Annotated in this window: 15 protein-coding genes; 11 read left to right on the forward strand and 4 right to left on the reverse strand. The window is 65.7% G+C overall.

What is annotated here, in order from left to right:
* Window positions 1-279: 279 nt before the first annotated feature.
* Window positions 280-504, forward strand: coding sequence for a hypothetical protein (locus ACZ9GM_RS02385; protein WP_476037207.1), 225 nt, complete (start codon window positions 280-282; stop codon window positions 502-504).
* Window positions 505-516: 12 nt separating this feature from the next.
* Here the strand turns inward: ACZ9GM_RS02385 and ACZ9GM_RS02390 are convergent, their stop codons facing one another.
* Entirely contained in the window at window positions 517-1,056 is a 540-nt protein-coding gene (locus ACZ9GM_RS02390) for a restriction endonuclease (protein ID WP_476037208.1), read from the reverse strand.
* 891 nt (window positions 1,057-1,947) lie between these two features.
* On the opposite strand from ACZ9GM_RS02390, the gene ACZ9GM_RS02395 reads away from it, so the two are divergent.
* Together ACZ9GM_RS02395 and ACZ9GM_RS02400 are read left to right on the forward strand one after the other, a co-directional pair.
* Entirely contained in the window at window positions 1,948-3,342 is a 1,395-nt protein-coding gene (locus ACZ9GM_RS02395) for an MFS transporter (RefSeq protein WP_291473746.1), read from the forward strand.
* Window positions 3,343-3,377: 35 nt separating this feature from the next.
* Window positions 3,378-4,652: an aminopeptidase P family protein gene (locus ACZ9GM_RS02400; protein ID WP_476037209.1), complete on the forward strand. Its 1,275-nt coding sequence runs from the start codon at window positions 3,378-3,380 to the stop codon at window positions 4,650-4,652.
* Window positions 4,653-4,693: 41 nt separating this feature from the next.
* Here the strand turns inward: ACZ9GM_RS02400 and ACZ9GM_RS02405 are convergent, their stop codons facing one another.
* Both ACZ9GM_RS02405 and ACZ9GM_RS02410 read right to left on the reverse strand, forming a co-directional pair.
* Window positions 4,694-5,317 (reverse strand): substrate-binding domain-containing protein, encoded by a 624-nt coding sequence (locus tag ACZ9GM_RS02405; RefSeq protein ID WP_476037210.1) that lies wholly within the window; start codon window positions 5,315-5,317, stop codon window positions 4,694-4,696.
* Window positions 5,200-5,703, reverse strand: a complete 504-nt coding sequence (locus tag ACZ9GM_RS02410) for a helix-turn-helix domain-containing protein (protein WP_476037211.1) — start codon at window positions 5,701-5,703, stop codon at window positions 5,200-5,202. Before ACZ9GM_RS02410 ends, ACZ9GM_RS02405 begins: the two co-directional genes overlap by 118 nt.
* 41 nt (window positions 5,704-5,744) lie before the next feature.
* On the opposite strand from ACZ9GM_RS02410, the gene ACZ9GM_RS02415 reads away from it, so the two are divergent.
* Complete coding sequence (locus ACZ9GM_RS02415; protein WP_476037212.1) at window positions 5,745-7,079, forward strand: nucleobase:cation symporter-2 family protein; 1,335 nt, start codon at window positions 5,745-5,747, stop codon at window positions 7,077-7,079.
* Window positions 7,072-7,590 (forward strand): nucleoside deaminase, encoded by a 519-nt coding sequence (locus ACZ9GM_RS02420; protein ID WP_476037213.1) that lies wholly within the window; start codon window positions 7,072-7,074, stop codon window positions 7,588-7,590. The genes ACZ9GM_RS02415 and ACZ9GM_RS02420 overlap by 8 nt, the downstream gene beginning before the upstream one ends.
* A gap of 432 nt (window positions 7,591-8,022) precedes the next feature.
* Here the strand turns inward: ACZ9GM_RS02420 and ACZ9GM_RS02425 are convergent, their stop codons facing one another.
* A complete protein-coding gene (locus ACZ9GM_RS02425) occupies window positions 8,023-8,994 on the reverse strand; it encodes a LysR family transcriptional regulator (protein WP_291473751.1) in 972 nt (323 codons plus the stop codon).
* 173 nt (window positions 8,995-9,167) lie between these two features.
* Here ACZ9GM_RS02425 and ACZ9GM_RS02430 point away from each other — a divergent pair, with 173 nt between their 5' ends.
* From ACZ9GM_RS02430 to ACZ9GM_RS02455, 6 genes are read left to right on the forward strand one after another with little or no spacing between them, the layout of a single operon-like run.
* Complete coding sequence (locus ACZ9GM_RS02430; protein ID WP_476037214.1) at window positions 9,168-10,523, forward strand: CitMHS family transporter; 1,356 nt, start codon at window positions 9,168-9,170, stop codon at window positions 10,521-10,523.
* Between the two features lie 9 nt (window positions 10,524-10,532).
* Window positions 10,533-11,909: an acyclic terpene utilization AtuA family protein gene (locus tag ACZ9GM_RS02435; protein WP_476037215.1), complete on the forward strand. Its 1,377-nt coding sequence runs from the start codon at window positions 10,533-10,535 to the stop codon at window positions 11,907-11,909.
* Window positions 11,909-12,247, forward strand: a complete 339-nt coding sequence (locus ACZ9GM_RS02440; protein WP_291473754.1) for an AtuA-related protein — start codon at window positions 11,909-11,911, stop codon at window positions 12,245-12,247. The genes ACZ9GM_RS02435 and ACZ9GM_RS02440 overlap by 1 nt, the downstream gene beginning before the upstream one ends.
* On the forward strand, window positions 12,244-13,041 hold the full coding sequence (locus tag ACZ9GM_RS02445; protein ID WP_291473755.1) for a CoA transferase subunit A: 798 nt from the start codon (window positions 12,244-12,246) through the stop codon (window positions 13,039-13,041). The genes ACZ9GM_RS02440 and ACZ9GM_RS02445 overlap by 4 nt, the downstream gene beginning before the upstream one ends.
* A complete protein-coding gene (locus ACZ9GM_RS02450) occupies window positions 13,041-13,688 on the forward strand; it encodes a CoA transferase subunit B (RefSeq protein ID WP_291473756.1) in 648 nt (215 codons plus the stop codon). The genes ACZ9GM_RS02445 and ACZ9GM_RS02450 overlap by 1 nt, the downstream gene beginning before the upstream one ends.
* Window positions 13,685-14,878 carry an acetyl-CoA C-acetyltransferase gene (locus ACZ9GM_RS02455; protein WP_476037216.1) on the forward strand — a complete coding sequence of 398 codons (1,194 nt, stop codon included), beginning with the start codon at window positions 13,685-13,687 and terminating at the stop codon, window positions 14,876-14,878. The genes ACZ9GM_RS02450 and ACZ9GM_RS02455 overlap by 4 nt, the downstream gene beginning before the upstream one ends.
* The last annotated feature ends 9 nt before the right edge of the window (window positions 14,879-14,887 follow it).

Consider the following 14,887-nt stretch of genomic DNA (forward strand, 5'->3'; position numbering starts at 1 on the left):
AAGTGTAGTGAAGCATCGGACGTGCGGACGCTGTCTGTAGGCGGCGTGTTCCAACGGGGGCGGTAACCGGAGCGGGTCGAGCTGGACCCGGCGTTCGCTGTTCGGCTTCTTCGCACCAATTCCCCTCTTCCGTGAACAACTGGTCTCCGGGTCCCGGAGTCCCAGACCGGTCAACGCCTTCACTCGGGCGTTCCGATAGCCTGTCGACATCATCGGCCGCGCTTAGACAATACTGAAGCGTTGGCCTCGCGCCTGGTCGCGGACGGTTATGACGCACACGTGTCGACTGCCGAGGATGTGGATAACGCTCTGCGCGAGGCCGGTAATGTGATCATGGCGATCGGGGAGGGGACGTTGGTCGAGTCAGATCTCGGGACGCTTCTCTCGCTGACTGCGGCTGGTTCCGCTCCCACCGATGGGGCGGTGCTGTACAAGACAACTGGCGTGGGCCGGGCTGATCTCGTCATCACCAGGTTGAAGTACCGCTCCCTCGCCGGAGAGTAGGAGGCCCGGGCCTCACTCCGCTCCGTCGGAGACAACGAGGACCGGGGTCAGCGGGATGATGCGGCGCCAGTGTTCTGGGAGTCGGTCATAGTTGTCGACGACCAGGGAGACAATGTCTTCCCCGGACAGTAGTCGGATGCCCGTGCGCTGGCGCTCGATGGCCTGTGCGTCTTTGCTGTACCCGCCGAGGGTGAAGAACAGGCACAGTTCTCCCTGCCCTTGTGTACCGACAAGTTGGTTGACCTCGGGAGACCCTACAGTGGAGACCTTCTGCTTGCACTGCGCCTTGATCAGCGGCGGTTCGATGCCCAACGGATCCTTGTGTGCGATGACGTCCACTCCGCCGTCCTGGGAGTACTGGGTGACCCGTGCCTGGTATCCGATGACCCTGAGCAGATCAGCCGACAGCTCCTCGAAGTTTCGGGGGCTGATCCGGTTGGACAGGACGTCGAGAATGAAGTCCCGGGTGTGCCGTTCGATCCGCGATGCGCGGGGTTGTTCCGCTTCCTGGTCGTCGAGGTCGTGTGCTGTTGTCGCCGCGAGGGTGTCCATTCTGTCAGCGAGGACCCGAGTTCGTAAAGGGCGGACTGCGGGAAGACCGCCCTTGGCAAACCGATTTTCACCCACCGCACACGGCGGCGGTGCCGGTGCGTGGGCGCGTCCGCGGCGAAGTAGTAGTCGCTGTCGACGATGCCGATGTTGATGGTGCTGTCGGGCTTGTACGGGGCGACCACGATGTCTCCGACCCGGATCTCGTGGGCGAAGCGGAAGAGGACGCCCGCCTGGCCGGCGATGCTCTGCACCTTTGCCTCCGGCTCCAGCGAGGTGAGGGCTTTCTTCAGTCCCTCGCGTCCCCGGCGGATCTGTGCAAGATCACCGATTCCGTCCCAGCCGATGCTGACGAAACCCTCGTCCACGAGTTCGTGGGTCAGGGTGTCATTGTGGATACCCCAGATCTGGTCCGCCATGTTGTCGCCGTTCGTGGTCGCTGGATGGGTTCTGATCTGATGGTACCGAGCGCAGTGATCGGTTACCCACCGGTACCCGCGGGGAAATGAACCGGAAATCACCGCTCCGTAGCTTCATGGACACGGGTCGCAGACGACCCCGCATCTGTTCCATCCCGCCTGACACCCGAAAGGAGTTGGTGACCTTGTCTTTCTCGCCCTTCAAGCGCAGCATGCACCAGCTTCCGAACACCACGGGTCGCGGCGGTACCGGCATCGTCGGACGCACCGGCTCCGACGGTCCGACCGGCCTGTAGGTGACGGACTGACCCACACCTCCCGGTGAAGACTCCCCGGGAACCGTGAACCAACAGGTCCTCCGCACCGCTCACGAGTCACCCCACGCACTCTGCGTCACACACCGCATGCCACACCGGCATCACGGTGCCTCAACGGAACCCGCACGGGTTCCGCCTCGTGAAAGGAGGAGGTTGAGATGACTCAATCCCCGGCCACCGCCCTGACCCTTCCCCGCGACAGTTCCACAGGAACACTCTCTGAACCATCCGCCCCGGCCGACCCCGCCGCCACCGCGACGACCGGTACCCATCCGCTACGCAAAGCGATCACCTCAAGCTTCCTCGGCAACTTCGTCGAGTGGTTCGACTACGCCCTCTACGGCTACCTCTCGGCCACCATCGCCACCGTCTTCTTCCCCGAAGACGAAGGACGCACCGCCCTGGTGAAGACCTTCGGCCTCTTCGCCCTGAGCTTCCTCATCCGCCCCGTCGGTGCCGTCGTCTGGGGCCACATCGGTGACCGCTACGGCCGTAAGACCGCACTGTCCTGGTCGATCCTGCTGATGTCCGGCGCCACCACCTGCATCGCCCTGCTGCCCGGCCACGCCACCATCGGGGTGGCCGCTCCGTTCCTGCTGCTCACCTTCCGGCTGATCCAGGGATTCTCCGCAGCCGGTGAGTACGCCGGCGCGTCCACCCTGCTCACCGAACTCGCGCCAATCCGGAAACGCGGCCTCGTCGCCGCAGTCGTTCCGGCGTCCACCGCCTCCGGCCTGCTGCTCGGCTCGCTGATGGCCGCGCTGCTCACCGGCATTCTCGATGATGCGACCATGGAGTCCTGGGGCTGGCGCATTCCCTTCCTCATCGCCGCCCCGCTCGGACTCGTCGGCCTGGTGATCCGCCGCCACCTCGACGAATCCTCCGCCTTCACCGAGGCTGTCGAAAAAGCAGCCACGGCAAACGCGGAGGCCGGCCCCGGAGCGAAGCACCGACCGCTGCTGGAGGTCTTCCGCGAGCCCCGCGCCCTGCTCATCGCCTTCAGCGCCGCAGTGCTCAACGCTATCGGCTTCTACGTCATCCTCAGCTACATGCCGACCTACCTCTCCGAGGAACTCGGACAGGATGACACTGACGCCTTCATCGCGGCCTCCGTCGCCCTGTTCGCCTACATCTTCTCCGTCCTGCTCACCGGCTGGATGTCCGACCGGATGGGCCGCCGGAAGATCATGCTCACCGCGTCCTTCGCCTTCATCGTCGCCGCTGTCCCCGCATTCCTGCTGCTCGACGGCGCCGGACTGGTCCTCGTCATCCTCATCCAGATCGCGATGGGCATGGTGCTCGCCCTCAATGACGGCGTCCTGCCGGCCTTCCTCTCCGAACAGTTCAGCACCGGAGTGCGCCTCACCGGCTTCGCCGTGACCTTCAACACCGCCAACGCTGTCTTCGGCGGCACCGCCCCGATGCTCGCCACCCTGCTCATCGGCTGGACCGGAATGACGGTTGCTCCCGCGTTCTACCTCATGGCCGCCGCCCTCGTCACTTTCCTCGCCGTTCTCAAGGCCGCGGAAACCCACCGCGCCCCGCTCTCCTGACATTCCCGAATTCCCGTACCGAAAGGAACACCACCATGACCGCAGTACTCCCCACCCCGTCCGTCACCGTCGACGACTTCCGCGATGAGCGGACCCGACTCTGCTACAACGGTGAGAAGGTTGCGCTGACCTTCAGCGACGCCGAGATGGAACGACGCCTCACCGGCCTCCGTGCGCACATGGCCGCCGCCGGCCTCGATGCCGTCGTCCTCACCAGCCCCCAGTCCATCAAGTACTGGTCCGACTTCCTCTACACCCACTTCGGCCGTTTCTACGGCATGGTCGTCACCGCCGACTCCACCTGCACCGTCTCCGCAGGCATCGACGCCGGGATGCCGTGGCGTCGGGGCTACGGTGACAACCTCGTCTTCACCGACTGGAACAAGGAGAACTACCAGTACGCCCTGCGCAAGGCCGTCACTGACCGGGTCGACGCCCGCCGGGTCGGTATCGAGCTCGACGGCATGTCCGTGCAGCTGTACCGCCGCATCAGTGCTGAATTCGGGGCGGACGCCGGAACCGTCGAATTCGTCGACGTCTCGGATGCCGTGATGCGCCTGCGGATGATCAAATCCGCCGAGGAGATCGCCGTCATCACCGACGGTGCCCAGGTCGCCGACCTTGGCGGTGAAGCCATCCGCAAGGCACTGGAGGAGGGGCCTAAGCGTGAGTTCGAGCTCGCCCAGATCGGTACGGACGCCATGGTCACCGAGATCGCCACACGGTATCCGGACTCCGAGATCCGAGACACCTGGGTGTGGTTCCAGTCCGGCATCAACACCGACGGTGCCCACAACTGGCCGACCACCCGTATGGTGCAGCCCGGCGACATCCTGTCGCTGAACTGCTTCCCGATGATCTCCGGGTACTACACCGCCCTGGAACGCACCATGTACTACGGCACGCCGGACGCCGACACCCTGCGCTACTGGGAGGTCAACACCGAGGTCTACCGACGTGGTCTCGACCTGATCCGGCCCGGTGCCGTGTGCTCCGAGATCGCCGCCGAGCTCAACGGCATCTACGCCGAGGCCGGGATGCTGGGCTACCGCACCTTCGGCTACGGCCACTCCTTCGGCGTGCTGTCCCACTACTACGGACGCGAGGCCGGTCTGGAGATCCGCGAGGACATCGACACCGTCCTGGAACCGGGCATGGTGGTCTCCATCGAGCCGATGCTCACCGTGCCGGAGGGTATGCCCGGTGCCGGTGGCTACCGTGAGCATGACATCCTCGTCGTCGGCGAGGACGGCGCGACCAACATCACAGGTTTCCCGGTCGGCCCGGAGGCGAATGTCATCGGGGGATAGCGGAATCCGGCCGGGCCGACTCGGCCCAGCCCGCCCCGGTCTCACAACCGCGTCGTGTCCTGCCCGTCGCGTCCGACCTCGTGGATGCGATGGCGGCACAGCTGGAGGCGTAGCCATTCCTCGACCGGGGGGAACCGGCGCCCTCGCCGCCAGATGAGGTCCACGTTCACCTCCCAGTCCGTGAACGGGTAAGCGCCCAACTGCAACTCGACGAGTTCACCGGTGGCGATCTCCTCGAGGATGAGCTGACGGGGGACCGTCGCCCATCCCACGCCGGACCTCACCAGTTCAATGAGCGCCTGGTAGCTGTCGGAGTGCCAGGTCTGCGTGGACTGCAGGTATTCGCTGGTCGGCAGGGCCCGCGAGTACGAGGCGTAGGCGAGATGCCGGACGTCACGGATGTCGTCGAAGCTCGGGTTCCGGAGAGTCGCCAGCGGATGGTCGCGGTGCACGACATGAGTCATGAACAGCCGGCCGAGCTGGCGGAACGCCAGATCCTCCGGGTAGTCCGGCAGGGCGAAGGCGATTCCGAGCAGTGCCTCGTCATTCAGGACGCTCGAACGCACATCACCGTTCGCCGGATTGCGGATGGACAGGTCGACGAAAGGGAACTTGTCGGCGAACCGGGTGAGCACAGGGGAGAGCTGCCGGTGGGGGATCCCCACCGCCAGGGTGATGTTCGTCGGCTGGCCCTGTGACAGGGAATCTCCGTGCCGCTCGAAGGCGAGACCTCGGTCATAGAGGGCCTTCGCTTCCTGGAGCAGCGTCTCGCCCTCCGCGCGGTGAGCACGGGGAAGCGGGAGGACCGGTCGAAGAGATCCGTGTCCAGCGCGATTTCGAGGTTCGCGATGGACGTGCTCACCGTGGACTGGCTGCGTCCCATCGCCCGGGCGGCCCCGGAGAAGGAACCGTGCCGGGCGGCGAGGACGAAGGCCTCGACCTGTTCCAGAGTGAGTCGCACAGCAGCACTGTACGTCCTCTGGCCGCACTCCGCAGCGCGAAACAGGGGAGGGGAGCGGCATGGCGATGTATCGGAATGAACGATGGACACTCACTGTGCGTATCGTCTGGATCGCCATACTCTCAGCGTCCATGTCCTCCACAACTCCACCGTCCACCCGCCCCGACAGGCTGAACCCGCCGGAGGTCGAAGAGGTCCTCCCGTGGCGGTCCATGCTCAGTCTCGGGCTCCAGCATGTCCTCGTCATCTACGCCGGCCTCGTCGCCGTGCCCCTCATCCTCGGTTCCGCCCTCGGCCTCGACAACTCCGAGGTCATCATCCTGATCAACTGCAACCTCATCATCGGCGGTCTCGCCACCGTCCTGCAGACCACCGGCATCTGGCGGTTCGGATCCCGGCTCCCGCTGATCCAGGGGGCGTCTTTCATCGCCCTGGCACCGATGCTGCTCATCGGCGAGGACTACGGGATCCGTTACATCTTCGGGTCCGTCATCGCCGCCGGTGTGCTCGGCGTGATCCTTGCGCCGTTCTTCTCGCGCCTGCTGCGGTTCTTCCCGCGGGTCGTCATCGGCTGCCTCATCACCATCGTCGGCATTTCCCTTATGCCGACCGCCGCCGGTTGGTTCGGTGGCGGTGAGGATGCGGACGACTTCGGTGCCACGAAGTACCTCATCCTCGGCACGGTGACTGTCCTGGTCACGGTTATTGGCTATGTCATGTTCACCGGACTGCTGGCCAGTCTCTCGGTGCTCATCGGCATGGTCGTCGGCACCATCGTCGCTCTCGCCATGGGACTGACCGACTTCTCCGGTGTCGCGGACGCGGACTGGATCGGCATCTCCGCCCCGCTGCACTTCGGCAGTCCGCAGTTCAGCCTGTCGCCGGTCCTCGTGATGACGCTCGCCCTCATCGTCATCATGGCTGAGACGACCGGCAACAGCCTCGCCATCGGCCGGATGATCAAGGCCCCGATCACCCGGCGTCGGCTCTCCGACACTTTCCGTGGTGAGGGATTCGCCGCGGTCGTCAGCGGGTTTTTCAACGGATTCCCGCTCAACGCCTTCAGCCAGAACACCGGCCTGATCGCCATGACGAAGGTCCGCAGTCGTTTCGTGGTCACTGTCGCCGGCGTCATCATGGTGCTCATGGGGCTGGTACCGAAACTCGGGGCGGTCATCGCCGCGATCCCGCCGTCCGTGCTGGGCGGTAGTGCGATCATCATGTTCGGCATGACCACCGCCGCCGGTATCCAGGAACTCGCCCGGGTGAAGTACGAGGGGACGAACAACGCGCTGATCGTGGCGGTGTCCCTGAGCGTGGGGGTGCTGCCGATGGCGTCCCCGGAACTCTTCGGACACTTTTCCGGCACTGCCCGTCTGGTGCTGGACAGCGGCATCTTCCTCTGCGCGATCTGCGCGGTGGTCCTCAACCTGATCCTCAACCGAAAGAGCACGGACAATGACTGACAACACCACCGACAACACCGGGATCACCGAGACTGACCTGGGATTCCTGCGCCGGGCCATCGCACTGTCCGCGGACTCGAAGCAGCGGGGACGCCACCCGTTCGCCGCCCTCGTGGTGGACGCCGACGGCGTCGTGCTCTCGGAGAAGGGCAATAACTCGATGCCCCCGGAGGGCGATCCCACCCAGCATGCCGAGCTCACAGCGGCCGCTGAGGCTGCGACGAAGCGGACGCTGGAGGAACTCGCCGGAGCGACGCTCTACACCAGTGCCGAGCCGTGCGTGATGTGCACCGGTGCGGTGTACTGGACCGGCATCGGCCGGATCGTCTACGCACTGTCGGAGAAGAAGCTGGCGACTCTGACCGGTGATGACCCCGAGAACCCGACCTTCGATCTGCCCTGCCGCGAGGTCGCGGCGCGGGGGCAGCGCGTCATCGAGATCCACGGTCCGGCGTTGGAGGACGAGGCCGCGGCGCCGCACCTCGGGTTCTGGCAACCGACGGAGGGGTAGACGCCTGGTCAGCCGCGGGGGGCGAAGAGCAGTGGACGTCGTGAGTGCGCGAGTTACTGCACTCCTGGCATGGCTTGCCGGACATCACTGAGCCGGATGACTCCCGGGATGCGGGTCCCGTCAGGGAGCACCGCGACATGGTTGTCGGGGACGGCCGACCACCTCGCGATGGAATTGTCGGTGAAGGCCAGGGTCGGCATAGGCCCACAGGTTGACGCAGATCTCGGGGGTTGACTCGGACATGGGGCTCTTTCGGTGAGGGGATGTTACCGATGCCACGCCAGCCTCGGCGGTGGACAGTTCCGGCGGTGGGCATGCCCGCAGAATTATCCGGCCCTCACCCATTGTCATCGGTGCGTCATCGGTGCGTCATCGGGGCGGAAGGGAACTCGCGTTCTGGCGGGGACCGGAACACCCGGAAGCCGCAGATGCCTACATCGAAGGCGCAGCGCCGCGTGTCCGTGATGTCGCTCCCGCACCCCACCTCGTGAATTCGGGAAGGCTGCCGGCGTCCCCGTCAAAGGTCCTGAGCAACGAGACGAACTCGTCGACTGCGGGGGTGCGCGGCCGGGAGGCGTCCTGCAGGATGCCGACCCGCCGGGTCACCGGGCCCGCCCCCGCCAGGGGTGCCAGTGGTCGGATGGTGACCCCCGCCACCCGGGTCATGGGGATCACGAACCCGGGCACAGCCGAGATTCCGAGCCCTGCCGCGCACAGGCCGGCGACCGCGGAGATCGTCCCGGCGGAGACCGTCTGCGCAGGCACGATGCCTGCGGCGCTGAGCACCCGGTCCGTGATCCGCCGCACGGAACTTGTTCCGGTGAAGGAGATGAAGGACTGCCCCGCGAGATCGGTCCACGCCACCGTCTCCTGCCGGGCAAGCTCATGCTCGGAGGGGAGAATGCAGGCGAAGCCTTCGCTCGCGACGGGCGCGAACCGGAAGCTGTCCGGGAGAGTGTGGAACAGTTCGGCGTCCTCGGCGGTCACTGCGAGATCCACCGTGCCAGCCCGGCAGAGGTCGATGATGTCCGCGGCCTTGAGGTCCAGGAGGTCAACGGTGGCGTGGGGGAACGCGTGGTGGAACCGGTGGATGAACGGTGGCAGCAGTGTGGCTGCGAGGGACGGCAAGGTTGCGATTCTCAGTTTTCCGTTGGGGCCGCTGAGATAGCTGACGAAATGGCTGATGGACCGGTCGTAGGTCTCCACGATGTGACGTGCGGTGTGGACGAACTCTGCCCCGAGCTCTGTCAGGGTGACACTCCGGGTGGTCCTGTCGAAGAGTCGCGCGCCAGCGGACTTCTCCACCATCGCGACGACTCTGCTCAAGGAGGACTGGGACTGCCCGAGAACATCGGCTGCTGCAGTGAATCCTCCCTGGTCAGCGATACAGATGACGGTTCGCATGTGTTCCACGGTGATGTCTTTCATGCGCATGGAGCATTAATCTATGCGATATTGTTGTTGGACACAACTAAGTGGCCTGGCTCATACTCGACGACGTCCACGCGGTACGTCATGGGCGCCACATCACGGTGCATCGCGGCTGCCGCAGTATCCATGAGAGGAGAGCCACCGCGATGCTTGCGTTGTTCGGCTTTCTCACAGTAGGGGTGTTCCTCGCACTCACGCTGTTCACGCGGACGTCGGTCCTCGTCGGCCTGGTCCTTGTCCCCATCGTCTTCGCTGTCATCGCCGGCAAGGGCGGAGACCTCGGCGACAATATCGGTGACGGTCTGCTTCAGGTCGCCCCTGTCGCCGTGATGATGACCTTCGCCGTTCTCTACTTCAGCCTGATGATGGAGTCCGGCCTGTTTGATCCGTTGATCAGAGTCATTATCCGCTGGGCGAAGGGCGATCCGGTGAAGATCGCGATGGGTACAGCCGTCGTGACGATGTGTGTCCACCTCGACGGTGACGGGGCCGCGACATTCCTCATCACCCTGTCCGCTTTCCTCCCGATCTACCAGAGGATCGGCATGCGTCCGATCACCCTGACCGCCATCGTCGCCCTCGGCGCGGGTCTGATGAACATGCTCCCGTGGGGCGGTCCCACCCTGCGCGCGATGGCGGCCCTCAATCTGCCCTCCTCAGAAGTTTTCACCCCGATGATCATCCCCATGATCGCGGGCGGGGTGTGGGTGCTCGTCGCAAGCTACATCCTGGGGCGGATGGAACGGCGACGGCTCGGGACACTCAGCGTGGACGGCATCCTGTCATCGGACGCTGTGGAGGCGGCGGGGAACGGGGCGGTGGCCGAGGGCGACCACACCGACCACACCGACACATCCCACGCCTCCCGCGACGAGCACGTCCCCCTCTGGCGCATGGTGTTCAACCTGGTGCTCACGGTCGCGCTGATCGTCGTGCTACTGACCCACAGCGTCCCGATGGAAGTCTGCTTCATCGTTGCCTTCGTCATCGCCCTGTGTGTGAACCTCCCACAGTGGTCGGATCAGCAGCAGCTGTTCAAGGACCACGGAGCGAACGTTGTCCTTGTCACCTCCATGGTGTTCGCCGCGGGCGTGTTCACCGGCATTCTGGGCAAGACCGGAATGATCCAGGAGATGGCCAAGACTCTCGCGGACGTCATCCCGGACAGCATGGGCAGTTTCCTCCCTGTCATCGTTTCGGTGGTGTCGATGCCGCTGAGCCTCGTCTTCACGCCGGACGCCTTCTACTTCGGTGTCCTCCCTGTCTTCTCCGAGACCGCCTCTGCCATGGGTGTGGATCCTGCCATGGTGGCCCGTGGCGCGATCGCAGGGCAGATGACCACCGGCTTCCCACTGAGCCCGCTGACCGCCTCCACCTTCATCCTCATCGGCATGGCGAAGGTCGAACTGGGCAAGCACCAGAAGTTCACCTTCCTCTGGGCCTGGGGAACCACCATTGTCATGACTGTCGCCGCGCTGGTCACAGGCGCGCTCACCGTCTAAGGAGTAATCATGAGAACAATCCGTATCGGTTCCGGCGCGGGTTTCGCAGGTGACCGCCTCGACCCCGCCGTAAAACTGGCGAAGGACGCCCGCCTCGACTACCTCGTCTTCGAGTGCCTTGGCGAACGTACTGTCGCCGCCGGCCAGCTCCGGCGACTGAAGGACGCCACCACCGGCTACGACCCGCTCCTGGAGACACGGATGCGGGCCGTCCTGCCGTACACCGCGGCACAGGGCACGACGGTCGTTACCAACTCCGGCGCCGCGAACCCGGAGGCCGCAGGCCGCCTCATCGCCCGGATCGCCGCCGAGGTCGTCCCCGACCGGGAGGTGACGGTCGCCGTGCTCACCGGAGACGGCGTCCTCACCCAGGTCACCGGTACCGACCCGCAGATCTGGGAGACCGGACGCCCGCTGTCGGCGGACAACGACGGACTCGTGTCCGCCCACGCCTACCTGGGGGTGGAGCAGGCGCTCCCCGCCTTCGCCGAGGGCGCGGACGTCATCGTCACCGGACGCCTCGCCGATCCCTCTCTCTTCCTCACCCCGATGGTGCACGAATTCGGGTGGGCCCTGGACGACTGGGACCGGCTGGGCGCGGGAACCCTCATTGGGCATCTGCTGGAGTGCGCCGGTCAGGTCACCGGGGGGTACTTCGCCGATCCCGTGACCAAGCCGGTGGACGGGATGGCGGACCTCGGGTACCCCTTCGCCGACATCGGTGAGGACGGCACCGCGGTCCTCGGCAAGCTCGCGGACACCGGCGGAACGCTCACCCGGCAGACCGTGCGTGAACAGCTGCTGTACGAGGTTGCTGACCCGTCGGCCTACCTCACCCCGGACGTGGTCGCGGACTTCTCCGGTATCCGGTTGGAGACCGTGGGGCCGGACGCTGTCCGCGTGTCCGGCGCCACCGGACATCCCCGGACCGGCACCCTGAAGGTCACCCTCGGATTCCGCGGCGGTTGCCTGGGGGAGGGACAGATCACCTATGCCGGTCCACGTGCCCGGCAGCGCGCAGAATTGGCGTGGTCGATCGTCTCTGACCGCCTGGCTCGCGTCCACGGTGTGGATCCGTCCGCGCTCAGCGTGGAGTTCATCGGTGCTGGTGCCGCATTCCGGGACATGACGCCCATGCCTGCCGACCCACCGGAGGTCCGTCTCCGGGTGGCCGGCCGGGTGCCGACCGAGACCCAGGCCGAGGCCATCGGCTGGGAGATGGAGGCCCTCTACTGCGCTGGTCCGGCTGCCGGCGGTGGCGCGCGCAAGGGACGCAGTGAAATGCTGGCGATCCGTTCGACCCTGCTGCCCCGGGACCTCGTCACGCCGACCGTGACGACCATCAGTTCCATGACCTTGAACAACGACACGGACGGAGCACTGTAATGACAATCCTGGATGACTACGCGGACGCGCGGACCGGGGACAAGGGGGACACCCTCATCGTGGCTGTCCTCCCACGCTCGTCGGCTGACTTCGAGTACCTGCGCGGGGAGCTGACGACAGTCTCCATTTCCGAGCACTTCCGGTGCGCGACGGAAACCGTGACCCTGCGCGAGGTCCCCGCCGCCGAGGCTTTCGTGGTGGAACTGCGCGGTCTGCTCGGCGGGGGAGTGACCGGTTCCCCCGTCCTCGACGGGCACGGGAAGACCCTCAGCTACCACATGCTCACCCTGCCGCTGGACGGCACGGTGAGTGACGACGAGAACGGAGAACTGTCTTGAGTACCACAGGAAAAGTCATCCCGAGCGCAGCGGCCGCGGTAGCGGACGTGACCGACGGTGCCCGGCTGGCCGTCGGAGGCTTCGGCCTCAACGGCATCCCGGACCGGCTCATCGCCGCACTGGTCGATTCCGGTGTCCGGGATCTGGAGGTCTACTCCAACAACTGCGGCGTGGACGACTGGGGTCTGGGCCTGTTGCTCGCCGGACACCAGATCCGTCGGGTCGTCGCGTCCTACGTCGGTGAGAACAGGGAATTCGCGCGGCAGTACCTCGCCGGTGAACTTGAGGTCGAACTGACCCCGCAGGGCACGCTCGCTGAGAAGCTCCGGGCGGCCGGTGTGGGCGTCCCCGCGTTCTACACCCCGGCCGGCGTCGGCACACCGATCGCCGAAGGTGGACTTCCGTGGCGCTACCGTGCGGACGGTTCCGTCGAGGTGGCGTCTCCGCCCAAGGAGACCCGCGAGTTCGGTGGACGTCACTACGTCCTGGAGGAGGCACTGCCCGCCGACGTGGCACTGGTCCACGCGGAAGTCGGAGACACAGAGGGAAACCTGGTTTTCAACAAGTCGGCGATGAACTTCAATCCGCTGTGTGCGATGGCAGGGACAGTCACGATCGCCGAGGTCGAACGACTGGTGGGATCCGGTGAGATCGATCCGGCGCAGGTACACCTGCCGGGGATCTTCGTGCAGAGGATCGTGGAGACCGGACCACAGGCCAAGCGGATCGAGAAGCGCACTGTCCGGGAACACAGGGACGGTATGAACCACAGGGAAGACAGGGAGGCACAGTGATGAGCTGGACGAAAGACCAGATGGCGGCCCGGGCGGCCCTGGAGCTGCGGGACGGACAGTACGTGAACCTGGGGATCGGGCTGCCGACCCTGATCCCCGGGCACCTGCCGGACGGCGTGCACGTCGTCCTCCACAGTGAGAACGGCATTCTCGGCACCGGCCCGTACCCCACCGAGGATCAGCTGGACCCCGACCTCATCAATGCCGGCAAGGAGACGGTGACGGTGAACCCCGGTGCGTCCTTTTTCGATTCCTCCCTCAGCTTCGGGATGATCCGTGGGTCTCACCTGGATGTCGCCGTCCTCGGCGGCATGGAGGTCTCCGAGACCGGTGACCTCGCGAACTGGATGGTGCCCGGCAAGATGGTCAAGGGCATGGGCGGTGCCATGGATCTGGTGCACGGAGCAGACCGTGTCATCGTGCTGATGAACCACGTGGCCCGTGACGGCTCGCCGAAGATCCTGTCCCGGTGCTCGTTGCCGCTGACCGGTGTCGGAGTGGTCGACCGGATCATCACCGACCTGGCCTGCTTCGACGTGACCGGTGAAGGGCTGGTGCTCACCGAGCTCGCTCCTGGAGTGGAGCTCAGTGATGTCCGGGCGAAGACCGGGACAGCGTTCGCGGTCGCGGACGGAGTCCGGTCATGAAGCCCACCCCCACCCCCGAGGACATCGTCATCGTCGGTGCCGCGCGCACCGCCCAGGGCAGGATGCTCGGGGTCCTGGCCTCGAAGACGGCGGTGGACCTCGGTGCGATCGCCATCAGTACCGCGCTTGAGCGCGCCGGTGTCGCCGCTGAGACTGTCGGTCATGTGGTCATGGGCCAGGTTGTGCAGGCCGGCGCCGGTCAGAACCCGGCCAAGCAGGCGGCGGTGGCTGCCGGTGTGCCGGTCTCCACCCCGGCTGAGACGGTGAACAAGGTCTGTCTGTCGGGTCTGGATGCGGTGATCTCCGCGTCGCGTCTGCTGCGTCTGGGTGATGCGGAGGTGGTGGTCGCCGGTGGTCAGGAGTCGATGACCAATGCGCCGCATCTGGCTGCCGGTGTGCGGGCGGGGGCGAAGTTCGGTTCCCTGGTGCTGCAGGATTCTCTGGAGCGTGACGGGTTGACTGATGCGGTGCACGGTACGGCGATGGGGGTGGAGACTGAGGAGGGTAACAGTACCCGGGGGATCACCCGGGCCGAGCAGGACCGGGTTGCCGCGCTGTCGCATCAGCGGGCCGAGGCTGCGATTGCTGAGGGGACTTTCGCCGAGGAGATCGCCCCGGTGGAGGTGAGGACCCGTAAGGGCACGGTCATCGTCGACACTGATGAGGGGGTGCGTCCGGGGACGACGGAGGAGTCGTTGGCGGGTCTGCGTCCGGCGTTTGCGGCTGAGGGGACGATCACTGCGGCGTCGGCGTCGCAGATCTCCGACGGTGCTGCGGCGGTGGTGCTGACCACCCGGGCCTATGCCGAGGTCAACGGTCTTGAGGTGCTTGCTGCGTTGGGTGCTTACGGTCAGACTGCGGGTCCGGACACGTTCCTGCATTCCCAGCCGGCGCAGGCGGTGGCCGCGGCGTTGGGCAAGGCGGGGTGGGGGGTGTCTGATCTGGATTTCCTGGAGATCAATGAGGCTTTCGGTGCGGTGGTGGTGCAGTCGCTGCGGGATCTGGATTATCCGTTGGAGCGGACGAATATTCACGGTGGTGGTATTGCGTTGGGTCATCCGATCGGTTGCTCGGGTGCGCGTCTGGTGGTGACGGCTGCCCTTGAGCTGAACCGTCGTGGTGGTGGTAGGGCTGCTGTGTCGCTGTGCGGGGGCGGTGGTCAGGGTGATGCGTTGATCCTCTGGCGCTGATCCTGATGT

Source organism: Corynebacterium sp. UD i78, assembly GCF_056280545.1.

Coding starts and splice junctions, on each gene's coding strand:
- ACZ9GM_RS02390 (WP_476037208.1), bottom strand. CDS start 1,056: ATGGACACCCTCGCGGCGACAACAGCACACGACCTCGACGACCAGGAA.
- ACZ9GM_RS02395 (WP_291473746.1), top strand. CDS start 1,948: ATGACTCAATCCCCGGCCACCGCCCTGACCCTTCCCCGCGACAGTTCC.
- ACZ9GM_RS02400 (WP_476037209.1), top strand. CDS start 3,378: ATGACCGCAGTACTCCCCACCCCGTCCGTCACCGTCGACGACTTCCGC.
- ACZ9GM_RS02415 (WP_476037212.1), top strand. CDS start 5,745: ATGTCCTCCACAACTCCACCGTCCACCCGCCCCGACAGGCTGAACCCG.
- ACZ9GM_RS02420 (WP_476037213.1), top strand. CDS start 7,072: ATGACTGACAACACCACCGACAACACCGGGATCACCGAGACTGACCTG.
- ACZ9GM_RS02425 (WP_291473751.1), bottom strand. CDS start 8,994: ATGCGAACCGTCATCTGTATCGCTGACCAGGGAGGATTCACTGCAGCA.
- ACZ9GM_RS02430 (WP_476037214.1), top strand. CDS start 9,168: ATGCTTGCGTTGTTCGGCTTTCTCACAGTAGGGGTGTTCCTCGCACTC.
- ACZ9GM_RS02435 (WP_476037215.1), top strand. CDS start 10,533: ATGAGAACAATCCGTATCGGTTCCGGCGCGGGTTTCGCAGGTGACCGC.
- ACZ9GM_RS02440 (WP_291473754.1), top strand. CDS start 11,909: ATGACAATCCTGGATGACTACGCGGACGCGCGGACCGGGGACAAGGGG.
- ACZ9GM_RS02450 (WP_291473756.1), top strand. CDS start 13,041: ATGAGCTGGACGAAAGACCAGATGGCGGCCCGGGCGGCCCTGGAGCTG.
- ACZ9GM_RS02455 (WP_476037216.1), top strand. CDS start 13,685: ATGAAGCCCACCCCCACCCCCGAGGACATCGTCATCGTCGGTGCCGCG.